This is a genomic window from Xanthobacter sediminis, assembly GCF_043195015.1.
In the GTDB taxonomy this organism is placed as follows: Bacteria; Pseudomonadota; Alphaproteobacteria; order Rhizobiales; family Xanthobacteraceae; genus Xanthobacter.
The window spans coordinates 14,106-30,518 of record NZ_JBAFWH010000013.1 but is presented as its reverse complement, the minus strand read 5'-3'; the positions used below and the strand labels follow the sequence as shown (position 1 = coordinate 30,518).

Below are 16,413 nucleotides of genomic sequence, written 5' to 3'. Positions count from 1 at the left end.
TCGCGCCGGCCGCATCCAGGTCGTAAGGCGACAGAGCGCATCGCCGGCCGCTGTTTCGAATGCCGTTCGGTGAAGGGCCCGCGCGGAGCACGGGCCCTCAGGGATCAGGAGGCGGGAGCGAGGATGCCCTTCTCGGTCAGCAGCGCGGTGAGCTCGCCCGCCTGGAACATCTCGCGCACGATGTCGCAGCCGCCGACGAACTCGCCCTTGACGTAGAGCTGCGGAATGGTCGGCCAGTTGGAATAGGCCTTGATGCCCTCGCGGATGAAGGGGTCCTGCAGCACGTCCACGGCGGCATAGGGCACGCCGACCTGGCCGAGCACCTGGACCACCGCGGAGGAGAAGCCGCACTGCGGCGCCTGCGGCACGCCCTTCATGAAGAGCACGACGTCGTTGTTCTCGATGAGATCCTTGATGCGTTCGGCGGTGTTGGCCATCGGGGCAATCCTCGGCTGATCGGAAATTGACGGGTGGGGAAGAAGCGCGGGCGCGGGGGCCGGCGCCAATGAAACGATTTACTTGGGAATGATGGTCTCGAGCGCGAGGGCGTGCAGCACGCCGCCCATCTGCCCCTGGAGGGCGGCGTAGACCATCTGGTGCTGCTGCACCCGGCTTTTGCCCTTGAAGGACTCCGAGGTGACGCGCGCGGCATAGTGGTCGCCGTCGCCGGCAAGGTCCACGATCACAACGTGGGCGTCCGGAAGGGCGATCTTCACCAGCCGCTCGATTTCGGCTCCGTCCATGGCCATGGTCTTTGCTCCTCTTCTACGCGCCCCTCATGCAAGGTCGGCACCAAGCGGAGACGGCCGCCGCAAGTGGTTGAAATCCGGGCACGGGTGAGCGCCTTGGCGTCATGTGGACACGGATGGCGCCTTTCCCCCATGGGTCGAGCTGTCGGCTTTGCGACAGGGTCGCCGGCAGGCGGGCGCTGAAAGAACGGCGGGTGCGCTCTATACGAGAGGGAATAGCGTTAGCCCGGAAAATGCGGAGCCTCCCCCGAAATCGGCCCGGCTCTTGCTTGGCTGCGTCAGCCTCCGTGACGAGAGACGGAACATGAGAGAAACACGACATGAGGGCCGCCGCCGATCTCCGCCGTTCGCGGTGATCCTCGGAACCAACGAGATCGCCTCCGCGGTGGCGGTGCACCTGCATCGCTCCGGCTACGGCGTTGTTCTGTCTCATGATCCGATGCCGCCGGTGATCCGCCGCAAGATGGCGTTCCACGACGCCTTGTTCGACGACCTGGTGGAGGTGGACGGCGTGTTCGCGACGCTCGCGGATTCGAGCATGCAGATCCGCGCCGGCCTCGGCCGCCCCGAGGGCGTGATGGTCACCAACCTCGGCCTGCTGGACCTCATCGTCATCGGCGCCATCGACCTTCTGGTGGACGCGCGCATGAACAAGTACCAGGTGACGCCGGACCTGCGCCGCCTCGCCGGGCTCACCATCGGGCTTGGTCCGGGCTTCAGTGGCGGCGCCAACTGCGATGTCGCCATCGAGACGCGGCCGGGCAAGGAGGGGCGGATCATCCAGTATGGCCCCACCGATGCTGCCGACGGGATCGCGCGGCCGCTGGGCAACAGGCGCTCGGAACGCTTCATCCACACGGAAGTGCCGGGGCGCTGGCACACGGCCATCGAGATCGGCACCCGCGTCTACAAGGATTTCCTCATCGGCCATCTGGGCGGCGTGCCGGTGCGTGCCCCGTTCGACGGTGTGCTGCGGGGCGTCGCGCGCGACGGCACCGAGGTGCCTGCGGGCGTGAAGCTGCTGGAGCTGGACCCGCGCGGGCGCAATGCCAACTGGACCGGGCTCGATGCGCGGGCGCTCATCATCGCCAAGGCCGTCACCCGCGCCCTGTCGTTCCGGAAGGCGAAGCCGCCGGCACAGGGCGTCTCGGTGCCGGTAAGGTGAGGTGCCCGCCTGCCGGAGCGCATTGCGCCGGCGCGCGGGGATTTCGTTTCGCGTGAAGACTTCGCCGCAACCCGAAAGGCTGGGGCGGCTGCCGCGAGCTTCGGCCAGCGGGAGGCGCGCCTGGGGCCGACGCTCATGATCGAACTGTTTCCGAACACCGACGTCATCAATTTCGGTGACCTGCCGCCCGGCATCAACGCCCTACTCCAGCAGGGGGTCATCGCCTACCGGCGCGACCGCGCGCAGGCGGATCAGTTGTTCCGGCAGGCACTGGCGGCCGCGCCCCATGAGCTGCCCACCTATTTCTGCCTCTACAAGATCCACACCTACCAGGGCAATCTGGATGAGGCTCAGCGCGCCGCCGAGAGCGGGCTGAGGGAGGCCGCCATCCAGGCCGGCTGGAGCACGGACTGGCACGACTGGACGCCCGAGCATCCTTTTCCCGAGGGCGCGGGCCGGTTCGCCCTCTACACGTTGAAGGCGCTCGCCTTCATTCACCTGCGGCAGGACCGCCCCGATGCTGCCGCCGAGAAGCTCGACGCCCTGCGGGTGCTCGACCCCTCCGGCGCCGTGGGCTGGCCCGTGGTGGCGGCCCTGGCCGAGGGCCTCGCCTCCTGATCCTCTCCGTCTGGCACCGGCCTTGCACGGTGGGCCGGGTAAGGCGCCGCCCGGCGTCGGGATGAAGGAAAGCCGCAAATCGTGCGCAACTTCATGCGACATTTGCGTGACAACGCGGCGGCGCAGCACGTCACACGTACGGTTTCGCCGCTCCAGGCGGAGTGGGCGGCATCGCGTGTTCGTGCGCGGGCGGCGGCGGGGGAATGCGGCAGCGCCCCTGTCCGATCACCGCGCCGGCGCCTACATCAGCAAGGCGGATGCAGGCCGTGACTGGTTTGGTTGCTGGAGGCGACTGTCAGATGACGGAGAACATGGACTACGGCTTCGATTCACCCTCCGCGCCCGTGCTCTATGCGGACGGGGAGCAGAAGGCCCATGTGGACTTCGAGCCGAAGGATTTGACGCGCCTGGAAAGCATCGTCTGCGCGCTGCGCACGGTCAACGATCCCGAGATCCCCGTGAACATCTACGATCTCGGGCTCGTCTACCGCATCGACCTGAAGGCGGACGGCGTGGTGGAGATCGACATGACCCTCACCGCTCCCGGCTGCCCGGTGGCCGGCACCCTCACGGGCTGGGTGCAGGAGGCGGTGAGCGCGGTGGATGGCGTGCGCGACGTGAAAATGAACCTCGTGTTCGACCCGCCGTGGGACAAGTCGCGCATGTCGGAAGAGGTGCAGTTGGAGCTGGGCCTGCTCTGAGGCGAGCCCACGGGCTGCACCTCAGCGGCGCAGGCGGTTCGGGGGCACGTCCTCCACATCGACGAACATCACGCCGCCTTCGATCCGCGAGGGATATTCGGCGAGCGTGCACAAGGCGCCGACCGTGCACAGGCCGGTTGCGGCGTCGAACACCCAGTCGTGGGCCCGGCAGGTGATGCTGCGTCCGTCGAAGCGCGCGTCGATGAGCAGTTCGCCGGCGTGGGGGCAGAGGCCCTGAAACGCGCGCGGCGTTCCGCCCTGCGGCCACACCGCCAGCACCAGCGTGGTGCCGATGCCGACGGGCAGCATCGTGCCCTCCTCCAGCTCCGACAGGGCGCACAGTCTTACGAACATGGCCCGTCCCTCAGTTGAGGATGCGCGCCGCCCCGCCGAGGGTGGCAGGGTTGTAGCCCTCTTCCCGCAGCACCTGCAGCACAGCCGGGCGTTCCAGCAGCCGGCGGTAGTGGGCCGCGAGGTTGGGCGGCAGGGGGATCTGGGTCTTGTCGGCCCAGAATTCCACATAGAACAGGAAGGGATCAGCGACGGAAAAGGCGCCGGCCACGTAGTCGCGGCCCTCCAGCGCCTTGTCGAGGATGGAGAAGCCCTGGGTGACGATGTCGCGCCCGAGCGTCTTCATCTTCTCCTGGTCCACGCCGGTGCCGGTGAAGCTCGGGGTGGCGAAGATGCGGGCGAAGCCCTGGCCGTGCACGGTGTTCACCACATAGGTCATGGCTTCGAGGGCGCGGGTCTCGGCCTCCACGTCGGCGGGCCACAGGCCGGCGCGCGGGCGGCTCCTGCCGAGCCAGTAGCCGATGGCGACCATCTCCGTGAGTACGCTGCCGTCGCGCCGCACCAGGGCGGGGATGGTGGACTTTGGATTGACGGCCACATACTCGGGCTTGAAGTGATCCCCGGCCGGCAGGTTGACGATGTGGGCCTCGAACACCTCCTCCAGCTCTTCGAGGATGATGTGGATCGCGGTCGAGCACGATCCGGGGGTCATGTAGAACTTCATTTTGGCCATGCGCGACCTGTCTTTTCCGCCGGGCCCTGTGGGGATGGTGCGGCCCGCGCCTGTCCGCCCGCCGGGCGGCGGCATGCTTCATGCAATTATCGGGTCAATTCGGAGCTGGCGCAGGTTGTCGGGAACAGAACCCGACATCCCTGTGCCCTTCGCGACAAGATCGGGCGCCGGCGACGTGCGCGCACAAGAAGAAAAGCAGGACGGGCACCATGTCGGCTGACGAGATCGAGGTCTATGCCATCTGCGAGATCGAGGACATCGATCCGGGCGAGGCGAAAGCCTTCAGCCTGTCCCGCCTGGGCGAGGACGGCACGGCGCGCCCGTTCCGCATCCTCGTGGTCCGCACCGGCGCGCGGGAGGTGGTGGGCTATGTGAACGCCTGCCCCCACCAGGGCACCTGGCTCAATGTCGGCAGCGGGGAATTCTTCAACAAGGACGGCACCATGCTCCGGTGCGGCCGGCATGGCGCCCTGTTCGATATCGAGAGCGGTGCCTGCACTGAGGGGCCCTGCAAGGAGCAGAGCCTGGAGCCCGTCGCCCTCGTGGTGGTGGGCGAGGACGTATGTCTGTGCGGGGTGCCGCTGGTGGAGGAGGAGGGCCGGCCCTTCCCCTATGACGATCTCGACGACACCATGGAGATCATGATCTCTCCCGATTGAAGCGTCACCGAATGGCGCCCCATCGGCGCGGGGTTTCCTTTTCAACCGGCACGCAGGTTTTCATGACTTCTTTCGACGCGGCGGAGCAGGACGCTCCGGAAAGCGGCGCGTCCTGCCGCTTTTTCCTCACCTATACCGGCGTGAAGGTGCCCTTCAAGCTGGTGGAGCCCATCGAGGCGGAGCACCTGACGCACCGCAACACCTTCATCCGCGCCTATTTCGACGCCGCCGGCATGCTCACCGGCTTCGACAAGATGGTCTACGGAGAAGTGGAGCTGGCGCATCGCTACGACTACCACGCCAACGGCCGGCTGAGCCGGGCGGAGGTGACCATGGACGAGGAAACGGTGGTCCTTGCCTTCGACGAGGCGGGGGCGCCGGTGGCCGCCGGCTGACGGCGGCGCTACAGCACGCGGAGGAGCCCGGCATGACGGTCGCGCAGCTCATGGAGGCCCTGTCCCGCATGCCGGGGGAGGCGGTGGTGCTGATGGAGGCCGATGGTGGCCTCTCTCTTGTCAGTGCCCTTGATTTCGTGGAATCCCAGGGGCCGGGCGCGCCGGCGGAGGTGGTTCTCCTGCCCAGCATGGAGGAATAGCCCGCGGCGCCGGAGCCCGGCCGCTGCGGCGCGCGGACGCTGGCCGCGCTCTTGCAGGGAGAGCCCGCACCTGTTTTCGTCCGCCCGGCCGGGGCCTTGCCCCGCGCATGGTCTCCAGCGGGGGCGCCCCGCCAATGGTCGAGGAAAGAGATGTCCGACGCAGCCGACACCCCCAGCATGTACGAGCGCATCGGCGGCGCGGTGGCGATCGACCGGCTGGTGGAGGAATTTTACGCCCGCATGGACCACCTGCCGGAGGCCCGCGAGATCCGCCTGCTGCACGCCCCGGACCTCACGCCCCTGAAGGGCGACCTGAAGCGCTATCTTACCGAATGGACTGGCGGCCCCAAGCTCTATTCTCCGCAGAAGGGCCATCCGCGCATGCGCCAGCGGCACATGCATGTGCCCATCGGCGCGGCGGAGCGGGACGCGTGGCTGCTGTGCATGCGCGGCGCCCTCGACCAGACGGTGGCCGACCTGGCGGCGCGCGACGAGCTCTACGGCGCCATGGCCAAGCTCGCGGACTGGATGCGCAACACCGGCGACAATCCCCACGACACTGCCGGCCACGCCGCGCGTCCCTGAGCTGAGCGGACGGGGGGGGGGGCCGCTACAGCGGCACTCCGAAGAAATCTTCGTCTTCGCCGCCCCAGGCCTTGTGGAGCGCGAAGCCCTCCTGCCAGCGCGCCAATTCCGGCTCGGAGGCGCCGCGATGGGTGATCCTGCCATCGGGCCGACCCGCCAGCAGGTAGTCCCGTCCATTCTTGATGAAGCGGTTGAGGGCCTTCATGTCGTTGGGGCGCACCACGCAGCGGGGCGCCTCGTCGATGAGAATGGTCGTCGGCAGCATGTCTCACCTCTCGGCTCGGCGGTTTGCGGATGCGCCCCGGCCGTGGCCGGGACGCGGGGAGCGGGACGTGCGCCGTGGCGCCTCAGAAGCCGTCCCCCTTCTTGCCCCAGGGATGGGAGCCCGGCACCAGGCCGGCGCGGATACCGGCCTTCTCCACGTCCGCGACCGACCTGTAGAAGGTCGCCTCGTGCACCAGCGTGCCGGTTTTGGTGGTGATGGCGACATAACGGGCCACGGTGTCGGTTTCGCACAGGTAGCCGCCGCCCGGATCGCTCGTGCTGCGGAGATTTCCGTCCCAATCCACAAAGAAACCATCCGGGGTCGACATGCACCTTCTCCAGTGAAACGCCCACGCACGCGGGCCGGATGAGGAGCCTTCAGCAAGGTTCTTGCCAACCCGCCTTGTGCGCCTCACGCGCCGGATTCGGCGCCGTTCACTGGCATGAGAAAGTCTAGATCAAATCATCAGATTTGCGCCAAATCAATTTTTTGAACTTGCACGAGGTGACGCCTCGCCATAAATTTCGAGCATTCATTAGTCGTATATTGGACATGCGAGATGGCTGAATTGACTCAGCGAAAGGCCTCGCTCGCCGATGTGCAGGGCCTGTGGGGCCTGCTGCGCCGTGTCTCCGGCGACGTGCCCTTCATGCTTGAGGACGAGGGCGAGCAGGAAGCGATCCTGTCCGAGGTGGCGGCATGCTGCGCCTCTGGCCTTTCCCCCATTGCCATCGACAATGAGCGCGGCATCGTCGGCGCGCTGCTGGCGCGACGCGACGACCTGGAATGGGGCCTGCGCAACAATCCCGCGGTCCATGTGGCCTATGCGGCCATGGCGCCGGCCTTCCGCGGCACCGATCTCTTCGCCGGTCTGCTGGGGGAGGTGAAGGGGCTCGGCGTGGCGGTGCTCGCGAGCGTGAAGACCGGCGACCGCCAGGGCTTCGCGGAGGCGCTGGGCGCGCAGGGCTTCATTCATCAGATGCGGGCCGCGAGTGGCTGGGGCGATCTCTATCGCTGGACCCCCGCAGCGGCGCGGGGCAGGGGGCGTGCCCCCCGATGGTTTGTGGCGTAGCCGGATCTCGCGCGGCCCTTGCGGTCGTCGCGCTTATCCAATGCCCGGCCGGTTCACCGTCCGGGATGGCGCGCACCTTGCGGCTCGGAGCTCTCGATCGCGCTCCGAGCCGCCTTTTTCAAATTGCGGCCCGGGGCCATCCACTCTCCCACAGCGCGGCGAAATGGGCCTCGCCCATCGCCGCCGGCGCTGGGAGGCTTCAGAGGCTGTCCTCGTCATCCGCCGAGAAATGGGCGTGGGCCGCCTCGACCACCGCAAGCGTCGCCCGCAGCCGGCGATATTCGCCGGCATCGATGGTGACGGTGTCGGTTCCCGCTTCCTCGCCGGCGGCGGGGCGGCTTGCCAGCACGGCCTCGAACAGCGCCTTTTCCAGCTGGAAGATGCGCTCGCTGGCGCGTTCCAGATAGGGCAGCGGGTTCGCCTCCACATTGGTTTCGTGGAGTGCGTCCAGGCTCAGGAGTTTTCGGAAGCGCTGCTGGGTGCGACGCTTGTCGGCGCCGAAATCGTGCGTGATCACACTCATGTCAGGCCTCGTGAAGCGCATCGGGACGGGCGCGGCGCCGTGCGAAAGCTGCGCGGGAGCAGCAACGCGAAACCAAACACGAGCTTGTCGCGCAGACGATAAGGTAAAATCCGCCTCATCCGAAATCAAGCCGGCCAACGACCATGACGTGCCCGGCGCCGGAGGTTCGCCCCTCCTCCGTCAGCAGGGCTTGAGGCGCGCCCGCGCGAGCTCCGCGATCTCGGGGACGGGGTCCTCCGCAAGGGCGTTGAGGTCGGCTGCATCGGTTGTGCGCTCGGCCACGGCGAAGCGCACGCGCATGTCCGCATCGTCCCGCAGCAGCTTCAGCCGGCCCTGCGGCAGGCGCTCGGCCACCACCATCCGCACCAGCGGATCAGGATCGGCAGCCATGCGTTCAAGCTGCGGCCCCTCCACGCGGCGCGCCACCTCACGGCGCACCTCGCTTTCCGGGTCGCGCAGGCTGAACGCCAGGGCATCGGGCGGCGCGCGTCGGGCGGCGGCTACGCGCACGCGGTAGTCTTCGTCCGAAAGCAGGGGCACCACGGCCGCGCCCTCCAGCCGCCGTGCGACGGCGATCCGCACTTCCGGCTCGGGATCGGCCTTCAGCGCGGCGACGCGGCTCGCGGGCAGGCGCGCCACCACCTCGGCCCGCACGTCGGGCTCCGGGTCCGCCAATAAGGCGGGGATGGCGAAGAGGCTGGCGTGGCGGGCGGCGAGCACGCGGACCTCGAAATAGGGGTGCTTCAGATAGCGCGCGGCCAGCTCCTCGTTGCGTCGAAAGAAGTTATCGATGCGCTTGCGGCGGCGATCCGCCACGCACACCGCACCAAGGTCGCAGCGGCCTTCCGCGTGGATGTCCTCGTGCGGGCAATCCTGGCAACGCAGGGGGCGACCCTGCCAATCCAGGGCTTCGAGCTGAACTTCGCTGGTAGCGACCATGGACGAAACCTCCTCACCCGCGCGGGAAGGCGCCCCTTGCATGCGGCCTCCATTGCCCGGCGCCCTATTGCAAAGCTAGTGGCGGTTCGTGCGGATTGCCAGAGTTGCCGGCTTCCGATCGGATCGCGAAGGCGTGAGGTCCGGCGCCCCGCACCGGGAAGGCGGCGCGGGGCGGAGGTGGCTACGTAGTTGTCCGTATTGCTGCGGCCAAGGGGGTGCCGTAGTTACGTGAGGTGCAGTCACGCGGCCTTCGAGTCGAAGGGGGCCTTGAATTCCGCGAGCTGCGACGGTTCCAGGCGGAATACCCCGCGGCCACCGGCCAGAGCCTGATAGGCGTTGGCGGCGTGCTCTGCCAGGTAGTTGAACCAATCCTGGGGCGGCAGCGTCGAGGGCCGCTCGCCGATCTCGACAACGTTGCCGCTGGGCGAGAAGCGGGCGTGGATGATGACCTTCTGATTGTCCATCTGTGCTCTCCGTTTTGAAAACGCGTCTGCTGTAGACTTTCGGACAGGGCGCCGGTGATATCGGTGCCCGATGTTCTCATCCCGCCAACCGTGTCGGTTTTGCTTCGCCGCAGTTGCCTGCTCCGGTAGTTGAGCAGTCACAGAGTGGCGTTGGATGGGACGAAACTCGTCATTTCCGCGTGCGCGGATCTCTTCACTCCCAGAATTGTCGTGCTGTGGGCCTCTGCCGCATGGGGCTCGCGGCCGCAGCTCGCGTCATCTCGGTTGCCGGCCCTTCGGCCCCGAGGGGGCGGGGTGGCTGGGTCGGCGTCCGCACTGATTTTCCAAGCAAGTTCGATACCAGGGCGGCCGTGTGATCCAATCACGTCTTCGCCTTATGCCCGCGAATGCCGGTCGGCGGCTTTTACGTGTGGGCCGTTTCGCTCGGATCGCGCGCGGACTTCGTGGAACGCCGGCCGCGGGAGGTTCAGGGACATCGCTTGAAAAAGGGGGCCGCTTTCGCGCGACATAAGCGTGGCCCTGCGGCTCGTGCGGGACGGCCGGCGCGGCCAAAGGGCGGCGCCGGCCGTCGAGAGGCGCTCAGAGGCCGGCGTAATCGAAGCCCAGCAGCTCCACCGTGACATTCTCGGTGCCGAGCACGGTGATCATGGACGCGAGGCGCGACTTGGAGCCCACGCCGACGAGGGTATCCAGCTTCTCGTTCTCTTCCCGGCTGGTCTTCGAGAGGCCCTTGCGGCCTTCCTGGACGAAGACGTGGGAATAGCTGCCGTCCTTGTCGTCCTTCTGGCGGTCGAGCAGGCGCGGCTCCACCGAGGTCAGGATCTCGAACAGGTTCGCCCCTTCGGCGGCCTCGACGGTCTTTCCAACGGGAAGAACCTTAATGGTCACGGTGGACATCAACGACTCCTGTCATTTCCAAATATTATTGATGCGAATGTTCTTGGCGCGCCCAACCGCGGCGCGCTCCGCCCAGCAAGAGCATCCTCCCGCATGGCGACGGCCTAGTAGATGGCCGAGCCCGCCCCGACGTTGATCGAGGCATCCTTCATCGTGGCGACGATGAACTCGATTTCGTCTTCGGTCAGGTGGGTATGGAACGGCAGCGCAATGGCGCGGTCGGCCACCTTCTCCGTGACGAGATAGTCGCCGCGGCGATAGCCGAGGTCGAAATAGTGGCGCTGCAGGTGCAGCGGGTTGGCGTAGCCGGTGGATTCCACCTTCTCCACCTTCAGGTCGTCCACGATGGCGTCGCGGCTCGACTTGGAGAAGCGGGTGCCCAGGTGCACCACGTAGAGGAACCAGTGCACCTCGGTCACGTCCGGGCCGATGTAGGGGTCCTTGATGCCCTCGAACGACTGGACGTATTTGTAATAGAGGTGCTCCACATAGCGCCGCCGCTCCAGGATCTCCTCCAGGCGCTGCAGCTGCGCGAGGCCGAGCGCGGCGGTGACGTCGCTCATGGGCGCCTGGTAGGGCGCGGTCATGCTCACCACCACGGAGGAACGCTCGTCCAGCCGGTGGGAACGGAAGCGCCGCAGGGCCACCACCACGTCGATGTCGTTGGTCACCACCATGCCGCCCTCGCCGCAGGTGAGGGGCGAGGGCTGGGAAAAGTCGAACACCGCGGTGTCACCGAAGGTGCCCACCAGCGCGTCCTTGTAGCGCGAGCCGATGGCCTCGGTGGAATCCTCGATGAGGATGAGGTTGTGCGCCTTGGCGAGGGCGCGCAGGCCCTCCCACGCGGCCGGATGGCCGTTGTTGTTGCAGGCGACGATGGCCTTGGTCTTCTCGGTGATGCGCGTGGCCGCCTTGTCGGGCACGAGGGTTCCGGCCCAGTAGTCGATGTCGGCGAACACCGGGCGCGCCCCGCACAGGCTGATGGCGTGGGCGGTCTCGCGGAAGGAATAGGGGGAGGCGATCACCTCGTCTCCGGGCCCGATGCCATAGGCGTGGAGTGTGAGCAGCAGGCCCATGGTGCCGCTCGGCACCGCCACCGCATACTTGCGGCCGAGATAGGCGGCGAACGCCTCCTCGAAGGCCTCCACCGTGGGGCCGGCGGACAGGCGCGGCGCCTGCAGAGCGAGGTTCACCGCCTCCAGCTCGGCCACCGTCATGTCGGGGTCGGAGAGGGGGATGAAGGTGGCCTCGGCGGCATCCTCGCCGATGTCGTCCGTCAGGTCTGCGACAAGGTCGTCGTCGATCATCGCACAGCGCTCCCGTCTTCAGTTCTTCTTGGCGAGGATGACGCCGGTGGCGCGGGCGGGATCGGAGGTGATCTGCACGCAGTGATCGGAGGTGTCTATGAGGTGGATCTCGAACGCCGCAAAGCTGCGGAACGGCGCCTCGGTCATGTCGGAGGCGTCGCACTGGGTCCAGGAGAGCTTGGGCAGGCGGGCGCGCAGCGCGCTGAACACCGGCATGGCAAGATCCTGCGCCGTCAGCACATTTTCGATTTCCGACAGGTCGGTGTCGCTCAATGCCATGTCCGCTCAACTCCGCTTTGGCTGCGCAAGGCCGCCGGATGGCCGGGGAGGGCGCGCCGCGGCGGGCGCGCCTCACTGCCAGAACTTGCGTTCGCTATCGTCGTTCAGAAGCACCAGAAGCTCGGCGAGCCGCCCATGCGTGCTGTCGAACTCCCAGGACTTCGTCTTGTGGTTCTTGCGAAAAAGATGCCAAGTGCCGGCGTCCGCATCGAACCGCAGCAGGGCGATGTCCACCACGCCGCCTTCAGGGTCCACGTTGCGCGAGCAGCAGGCGCTCTCGATGCGGTAGCCGTCCGGGGCGGCCATCACGCGGGGCTCCACATAGCGATAGCGCTTGCGGCCCTTGAGCGTCCGCTCGATCCGCTTGCGGTCGAGATCATTGGGATGAGGGGGCGGTCTCATCGGCCTTCTCTCTCGCGCGGGTCCGCCGGCCGCGAGGTCCGTTCACACGGGCTCGATTTCTTCCTCGAGGCAGCCGATGACCATGCGCTCGCTGAACTCGACCAGGTAGATGGGGGTATTGGTCTCGGTGTGGGTGCCCACCTGCACGATCTCGCCGACCGTGCCAAGGCCCACCAGCAGCGCATCTTCGGGCGCCTCGGGAAAGGAGCCGTCATTGCGCAGCTCGATGAGAGTCTTCACCTTCATGCCCCAGTCGTACTTGGGGAGGCGGGGATCGAACATCATGCGCTGGGTGCTCCGGGCAGGGGAATATCTTCCTCGTCCCGCGGGTTCGCGGGATCGAGTTCCTTGCGCTTCATGCCGACGCGGTTGCCGCTCTCGGTGAATTCCACGCCGTAAATATAGAATTGCTGGAGGAAGGTGCCGATGGAGACCACGTAGCCGATCTCCCCCTTGCGCGCGAGGACTTCGCCGATCTCCTTGCCGGCATAGGTGCCGTCGTTGCGGATCACCCGCTTCGCCTTCACCTTCTCGCCGAAGGAGAAATAGGGCGGCTCGGTGATCTCGACGACATCGCTGTCGCGGACGATATTGCTCATCGCGGCATCTCCTTCACCAGGGGGGCGCCGCCGTCGCGGCGCGTGCGGGCCACCTCCCGCACGAACTCGTCGGCATCGTCCAGCAGCGGGTCGATATGGTCGAGGCCGATGCGGCCCGCCACCTCGTGGCGCACCCGCCAGTCCGGGTCGCGGATCAGGCCCGAGAGCAGGTCCGGCGGCAGGCGCTGGGCCACCTCCAGCCGCACGGTGGCGGCCGGGTCGGTCATCATGTTCGGCAGCCACTCGGCCGGCAGGCGCTGGGCCACCACCTTGCGCACCTGCTCCTCGGGGTCGTTGACGATGCGCGAGAGCAGGGGCGGGGCCACCCGGCGCGCCACCACGAGGCGCACGTAATAGTCCGGGTCCGCGAGCATGGGGATCAGCTCGGCGTCGTCGAGGAGGGAGACCATGCGGATGCGCACCTCGCGGTGCGGATCGGTGCGCAGGCGCAGGATGAGCCGCTTGGGCAGGCGCCGGGCGGCGTTCCAGCGCACGGTCTCCTCGGGGTCGTCGAGCAGCGGCGGCAGCACGAACACGTCCGCGTGCTTGGCGGCGATGGCGCGCACCTCGAAATGCTCGTGCCGCACATAGCCGCTGGCGAGCTCGGGGTTCCAGTTGAAGAAGCGGTCGATGCGCCGGGCGTAGCGGTCGTTGACGCAGGCGTGCTTCAGGCGGCACCGGCCGGTCGCCAGCATCTCCTGGTGGGCGCAGGTCGCGCAGTCGATGTCGTCACCGAGCCAGTTCTTCGCCTCGTCGATGTCGTCAGTCATCGTCCTGCTCCGCTCGGGCGGCTTCCGCCCGTTCCAGCACATCGATCAGCAGCCGGGCCCCGATCTTGTCGGACGGGTCGAGCTCGAGGAGCTTCGCCGCCGCGGCCCGGCCCTCCTCCAGCGCGCCCAGGCGCATGTGGAGATAGGCGTAACCCTTCAGGGTGAACATGAAGAAGCGGGGCATCAGCCGGTCGTAGCGGGAGAATTCCGCATCGCCCGGCTGCACGTCCCGCCAGTCCGCCGGCAGGTTGGTCTCCCGCTGCGCCTTGGCGAGGCACTCGCGGGCGACGGTGAGGCACTCCTCAAGCCGCCCCTTGTAGAAATAGAAGCGGTAGAGCCCGATCAGCACCGCCACATGGCCCGGCGCGATCTCCTGCGCGGCGCGCAGGTGGGCGAGCGCCACCTCCGACTGCTGGTAGGAGAGGCCCGCCTGTTCCAGGTGCGCCTCCGCCTGCGGCGGCAGCCCGCCGCCCATCACGGCGCTGGCCATCAGCGCCTCGGGGGTGAGAACGTCCGCGTCGCCGTCCGGAACGGTCGCCGTCATCCCCATTCTGGTCATGCCCTGGCGCTCCGCGCCCGCTCAGTGCGCGTGCGAGGCGCAGGTGCCGGTGGCCTTGGGGTCGTGGAACACGAGGCCGGTCTTGGCGGGGCTGTCGGTGAAGTCCACCGTCACGCCCTCCAGCAGCAGGCGGCTTTCCGCCGGCAGGAAGAACTTGAGGCCCTCGCGCTCCACCACTGCGTCGCCGGGCGTCGGCTCGGCCAGCACGGAGATGTCGGCGTTGAGGCCCGAGCAGCCGCCGGGCGAAACCGCAAGGCGAAAGCCGGCGCCGGGGCCACCGTCGCTCATGATCATGAGGCGGATGAAGCGCTTGGCGGCGGGAGTCAGGGTGAAGTTCATCTGCGCTGGTCCTACGCGGGCGGCTGGTAGCGGGGATAGGAAGTGTCGATGATGCAGGTGTCGTCCACCGGGCACACGGCGGCGCACTGGGGCACGTCGTAGTGGCCGATGCACTCGGTGCACTTCTTCGGGTCGATCACGAACGTGCCGTTCTTCTCGAAGATGGCGACGTTGGGGCATTCAGGCTCGCAGGCCGAGCAGCTCGTGCATTGCGAGGCGACGATCTTCAGCGCCATGGCTTTTGTCCTTCGTTGCTTGCGCGCTGCGCGCGGGAGCCGGGGCGGGCGGTTCTTGGCCCACCCCGGTCCGTGTTTCAGCCGCAGTTCAGGCGGCGCTGATGAGGGCGCCCTGGCGGATCTCGGCGTCGCCGCGCACCACGTGCTCGATCTCGCCGCTCTTCACCTTGCCGAGGTAGTCCTTGAACCAGGTGATGGCCGACTTCTCGATGAATTCGTGGGCGAACTGGTCCACGGGCTCGATGCCGGCCTTGATGAGGTCCGCCTTCGGGCAGCCGCCGATCTTCGCCACGAACACCGCGTGGCAATCGTTGATGGCGCGGATGATGGTCTCCAGCGAGTCCTCCTCGCCGTAGCCGCCCTGGCAGTAGAGGTCCACGCGGCGATGGCCGACGAACTTCGCCCCGGCGGTGGACAGCTCGTAGACCTGGAACTCCTTGGCGTGGCCGAAGTGCTCGTTGACGAGGCCCGAGCCCTTGGTGGCGACCGCGATCAGGAGCTTGATGTCGCTCTGCTCGCCGGCGAGGGAGGACAGCTCCTCCTGCTTGGCGGCGACCTTCGCGACGCGCTCCTCCTCCACCAGCGCCTGGTAGGCCTGGCGGCTCTCGAGGTCGTAATTGACCTCCATGGCCATGATCTTGTCGGTGGTGAACTCGGCCGAGCGATCTTCGCCCAGCAGGCCCACGGCGTCGGCGCGGCACTGGCGGCAGTGGCGCATCATGTTCATCTCGCCCTCGCACCGGTCCTGGAGCGCCTTCAGCTCCTGGGCGGTCGGGCCGCGCTGGCCGTTGAGGCCGAACACGGTGCCGTGCTCGGGCGAGGAGATGAGGGGCATGATGTTGTGCAGGAAGGCGCCGCGCGACTTCACCGCCCGGTTCACTTCAACCAGGTGGTTGTCGTTGATGCCGGGGATCATCACCGAGTTGACCTTGCACAGGATGCCGCGCTCGGTGAGCATCTCCAGGCCCTGGAGCTGGCGATCGGTGAGCAGCTTGGCGGCTTCATAGCCGGTGTAGCGCTTGTGCTTCCAAAACACCCACGGATAGATCTTCGCGCCGACTTCCGGGTCCACCATGTTGATGGTGATGGTGACGTGGTCGACGTTGAAATTGGCGATGGTCTCCACATGGTCCGGCAGCGCAAGGCCGTTGGTGGAGAGGCAGAGCTTGATGTCCGGGGCGGTCTTGGAGATCAGCTCGAAGGTCTTGAAGGTCTTCTCCGGGTTGGCGAGCGGGTCGCCGGGACCGGCGATGCCGAGCACCGTCATCTGCGGGATGGTGGAGGCGACCGCGAGCACCTTCTTTGCCGCCTGCTCGGGGGTCAGCTTCTCGGAAACCACGCCCGGACGGCTCTCGTTGGCGCAGTCATACTTGCGATTGCAGTAGTTGCACTGGATGTTGCAGGCCGGGGCCACCGCAACGTGCATGCGGGCGTAGTGGTGGTGCGCCTCTTCCGAATAGCAGGGATGGTTCTTCACCTTCTCCCAGATCTCGGTGGGCAGGTCGCCCTGGCCGGCCGAAGAGCCGCAGCTCGCCTTGCCGGAACCGCCCGAAGTGCCGCAGCCCTGGTGCTCGGCCTTCGCCTGCATGATATCCGCGAGCTGGTCGGAAATGCCGACGGCGTCTCCGTGCTGTGTCGTCGCGTCCATGGTTCTGCTCCTTGCTCT

The 16,413-nt window shown here is 67.3% G+C and carries 28 protein-coding genes; 8 read left to right on the top strand and 20 right to left on the bottom strand.

Annotated features, from left to right (window positions below):
- Positions 1-104: 104 nt before the first annotated feature.
- Positions 105-437, bottom strand: coding sequence for a Grx4 family monothiol glutaredoxin (grxD, locus tag V5F61_RS16460; protein ID WP_393989849.1), 333 nt, complete (start codon positions 435-437; stop codon positions 105-107).
- 78 nt (positions 438-515) lie between these two features.
- Positions 516-749, bottom strand: a complete 234-nt coding sequence (locus V5F61_RS16455) for a BolA/IbaG family iron-sulfur metabolism protein (RefSeq protein ID WP_393989850.1) — start codon at positions 747-749, stop codon at positions 516-518.
- A 304-nt stretch (positions 750-1,053) separates the two neighbouring features.
- Here V5F61_RS16455 and V5F61_RS16450 point away from each other — a divergent pair, with 304 nt between their 5' ends.
- The 3 genes from V5F61_RS16450 to V5F61_RS16440 all read left to right on the top strand — a co-directional run bounded on the left by V5F61_RS16450 (position 1,054) and on the right by V5F61_RS16440 (position 3,233).
- Complete coding sequence (locus V5F61_RS16450) at positions 1,054-1,914, top strand: xanthine dehydrogenase (protein WP_393989851.1); 861 nt, start codon at positions 1,054-1,056, stop codon at positions 1,912-1,914.
- 135 nt (positions 1,915-2,049) lie between these two features.
- Positions 2,050-2,532 carry a tetratricopeptide repeat protein gene (locus tag V5F61_RS16445; RefSeq protein ID WP_393989852.1) on the top strand — a complete coding sequence of 161 codons (483 nt, stop codon included), beginning with the start codon at positions 2,050-2,052 and terminating at the stop codon, positions 2,530-2,532.
- 299 nt (positions 2,533-2,831) lie between these two features.
- A complete protein-coding gene (locus V5F61_RS16440; RefSeq protein WP_393989853.1) occupies positions 2,832-3,233 on the top strand; it encodes a DUF59 domain-containing protein in 402 nt (133 codons plus the stop codon).
- Positions 3,234-3,254: 21 nt separating this feature from the next.
- Here the strand turns inward: V5F61_RS16440 and V5F61_RS16435 are convergent, their stop codons facing one another.
- On the bottom strand, positions 3,255-3,587 hold the full coding sequence (locus V5F61_RS16435; RefSeq protein ID WP_393989854.1) for a Rieske 2Fe-2S domain-containing protein: 333 nt from the start codon (positions 3,585-3,587) through the stop codon (positions 3,255-3,257).
- Positions 3,588-3,597: 10 nt separating this feature from the next.
- The gene (locus tag V5F61_RS16430; protein ID WP_393989892.1) at positions 3,598-4,248 is read right to left on the bottom strand and encodes a glutathione S-transferase family protein; all 651 of its coding nucleotides are present in this window, start codon (positions 4,246-4,248) and stop codon (positions 3,598-3,600) included.
- Between the two features lie 218 nt (positions 4,249-4,466).
- On the opposite strand from V5F61_RS16430, the gene V5F61_RS16425 reads away from it, so the two are divergent.
- From V5F61_RS16425 to V5F61_RS16410, 4 genes are all read left to right on the top strand, one after another.
- The gene (locus V5F61_RS16425; RefSeq protein ID WP_393989855.1) at positions 4,467-4,916 is read left to right on the top strand and encodes a Rieske (2Fe-2S) protein; all 450 of its coding nucleotides are present in this window, start codon (positions 4,467-4,469) and stop codon (positions 4,914-4,916) included.
- A 62-nt stretch (positions 4,917-4,978) separates the two neighbouring features.
- Positions 4,979-5,311, top strand: coding sequence for a DUF6156 family protein (locus V5F61_RS16420; protein ID WP_393989856.1), 333 nt, complete (start codon positions 4,979-4,981; stop codon positions 5,309-5,311).
- Between the two features lie 32 nt (positions 5,312-5,343).
- Positions 5,344-5,511, top strand: a complete 168-nt coding sequence (locus V5F61_RS16415) for a hypothetical protein (RefSeq protein ID WP_393989857.1) — start codon at positions 5,344-5,346, stop codon at positions 5,509-5,511.
- A gap of 150 nt (positions 5,512-5,661) precedes the next feature.
- Positions 5,662-6,096: a group II truncated hemoglobin gene (locus tag V5F61_RS16410; RefSeq protein WP_393989858.1), complete on the top strand. Its 435-nt coding sequence runs from the start codon at positions 5,662-5,664 to the stop codon at positions 6,094-6,096.
- 25 nt (positions 6,097-6,121) lie between these two features.
- Here the strand turns inward: V5F61_RS16410 and V5F61_RS16405 are convergent, their stop codons facing one another.
- Complete coding sequence (locus V5F61_RS16405; RefSeq protein ID WP_393989859.1) at positions 6,122-6,361, bottom strand: hypothetical protein; 240 nt, start codon at positions 6,359-6,361, stop codon at positions 6,122-6,124.
- 82 nt (positions 6,362-6,443) lie between these two features.
- Complete coding sequence (locus V5F61_RS16400; protein WP_393989860.1) at positions 6,444-6,689, bottom strand: hypothetical protein; 246 nt, start codon at positions 6,687-6,689, stop codon at positions 6,444-6,446.
- Positions 6,690-6,920: 231 nt separating this feature from the next.
- Here V5F61_RS16400 and V5F61_RS16395 point away from each other — a divergent pair, with 231 nt between their 5' ends.
- Positions 6,921-7,433, top strand: a complete 513-nt coding sequence (locus V5F61_RS16395) for a hypothetical protein (protein ID WP_393989861.1) — start codon at positions 6,921-6,923, stop codon at positions 7,431-7,433.
- A 199-nt stretch (positions 7,434-7,632) separates the two neighbouring features.
- Here V5F61_RS16395 and V5F61_RS16390 read toward each other — a convergent pair whose 3' ends face one another.
- The 14 genes from V5F61_RS16390 to nifB all read right to left on the bottom strand — a co-directional run bounded on the left by V5F61_RS16390 (position 7,633) and on the right by nifB (position 16,395).
- On the bottom strand, positions 7,633-7,956 hold the full coding sequence (locus V5F61_RS16390; RefSeq protein ID WP_393989862.1) for a hypothetical protein: 324 nt from the start codon (positions 7,954-7,956) through the stop codon (positions 7,633-7,635).
- Positions 7,957-8,136: 180 nt separating this feature from the next.
- Entirely contained in the window at positions 8,137-8,895 is a 759-nt protein-coding gene (locus V5F61_RS16385; RefSeq protein WP_393989863.1) for a 4Fe4S-binding leucine-rich repeat protein, read from the bottom strand.
- Between the two features lie 239 nt (positions 8,896-9,134).
- Positions 9,135-9,359, bottom strand: coding sequence for a hypothetical protein (locus V5F61_RS16380; RefSeq protein WP_393989864.1), 225 nt, complete (start codon positions 9,357-9,359; stop codon positions 9,135-9,137).
- A 579-nt stretch (positions 9,360-9,938) separates the two neighbouring features.
- Positions 9,939-10,256 (bottom strand): ferredoxin, encoded by a 318-nt coding sequence (locus V5F61_RS16375; RefSeq protein WP_393989865.1) that lies wholly within the window; start codon positions 10,254-10,256, stop codon positions 9,939-9,941.
- A 104-nt stretch (positions 10,257-10,360) separates the two neighbouring features.
- Positions 10,361-11,473: a DegT/DnrJ/EryC1/StrS family aminotransferase gene (locus tag V5F61_RS16370; RefSeq protein ID WP_393989893.1), complete on the bottom strand. Its 1,113-nt coding sequence runs from the start codon at positions 11,471-11,473 to the stop codon at positions 10,361-10,363.
- Between the two features lie 108 nt (positions 11,474-11,581).
- Positions 11,582-11,842, bottom strand: coding sequence for a hypothetical protein (locus V5F61_RS16365; protein WP_393989866.1), 261 nt, complete (start codon positions 11,840-11,842; stop codon positions 11,582-11,584).
- 72 nt (positions 11,843-11,914) lie between these two features.
- Positions 11,915-12,244 carry a DUF3024 domain-containing protein gene (locus V5F61_RS16360; RefSeq protein WP_393989867.1) on the bottom strand — a complete coding sequence of 110 codons (330 nt, stop codon included), beginning with the start codon at positions 12,242-12,244 and terminating at the stop codon, positions 11,915-11,917.
- Between the two features lie 42 nt (positions 12,245-12,286).
- On the bottom strand, positions 12,287-12,526 hold the full coding sequence (locus tag V5F61_RS16355) for a nitrogen fixation protein NifZ (RefSeq protein WP_393989894.1): 240 nt from the start codon (positions 12,524-12,526) through the stop codon (positions 12,287-12,289).
- A complete protein-coding gene (locus tag V5F61_RS16350; RefSeq protein ID WP_393989868.1) occupies positions 12,526-12,843 on the bottom strand; it encodes a nitrogen fixation protein NifZ in 318 nt (105 codons plus the stop codon). The genes V5F61_RS16355 and V5F61_RS16350 overlap by 1 nt, the downstream gene beginning before the upstream one ends.
- Positions 12,840-13,613, bottom strand: coding sequence for a 4Fe4S-binding leucine-rich repeat protein (locus tag V5F61_RS16345; protein WP_393989869.1), 774 nt, complete (start codon positions 13,611-13,613; stop codon positions 12,840-12,842). The genes V5F61_RS16350 and V5F61_RS16345 overlap by 4 nt, the downstream gene beginning before the upstream one ends.
- Positions 13,606-14,157, bottom strand: a complete 552-nt coding sequence (locus V5F61_RS16340) for a hypothetical protein (RefSeq protein WP_393989870.1) — start codon at positions 14,155-14,157, stop codon at positions 13,606-13,608. Before V5F61_RS16340 ends, V5F61_RS16345 begins: the two co-directional genes overlap by 8 nt.
- A gap of 36 nt (positions 14,158-14,193) precedes the next feature.
- The gene (locus tag V5F61_RS16335; RefSeq protein WP_393989871.1) at positions 14,194-14,511 is read right to left on the bottom strand and encodes a HesB/IscA family protein; all 318 of its coding nucleotides are present in this window, start codon (positions 14,509-14,511) and stop codon (positions 14,194-14,196) included.
- Between the two features lie 11 nt (positions 14,512-14,522).
- Positions 14,523-14,747 (bottom strand): 4Fe-4S binding protein, encoded by a 225-nt coding sequence (locus tag V5F61_RS16330; RefSeq protein WP_393989872.1) that lies wholly within the window; start codon positions 14,745-14,747, stop codon positions 14,523-14,525.
- A gap of 88 nt (positions 14,748-14,835) precedes the next feature.
- Complete coding sequence (gene nifB / locus V5F61_RS16325; protein WP_393989873.1) at positions 14,836-16,395, bottom strand: nitrogenase cofactor biosynthesis protein NifB; 1,560 nt, start codon at positions 16,393-16,395, stop codon at positions 14,836-14,838.
- Positions 16,396-16,413: the final 18 nt, after the last annotated feature.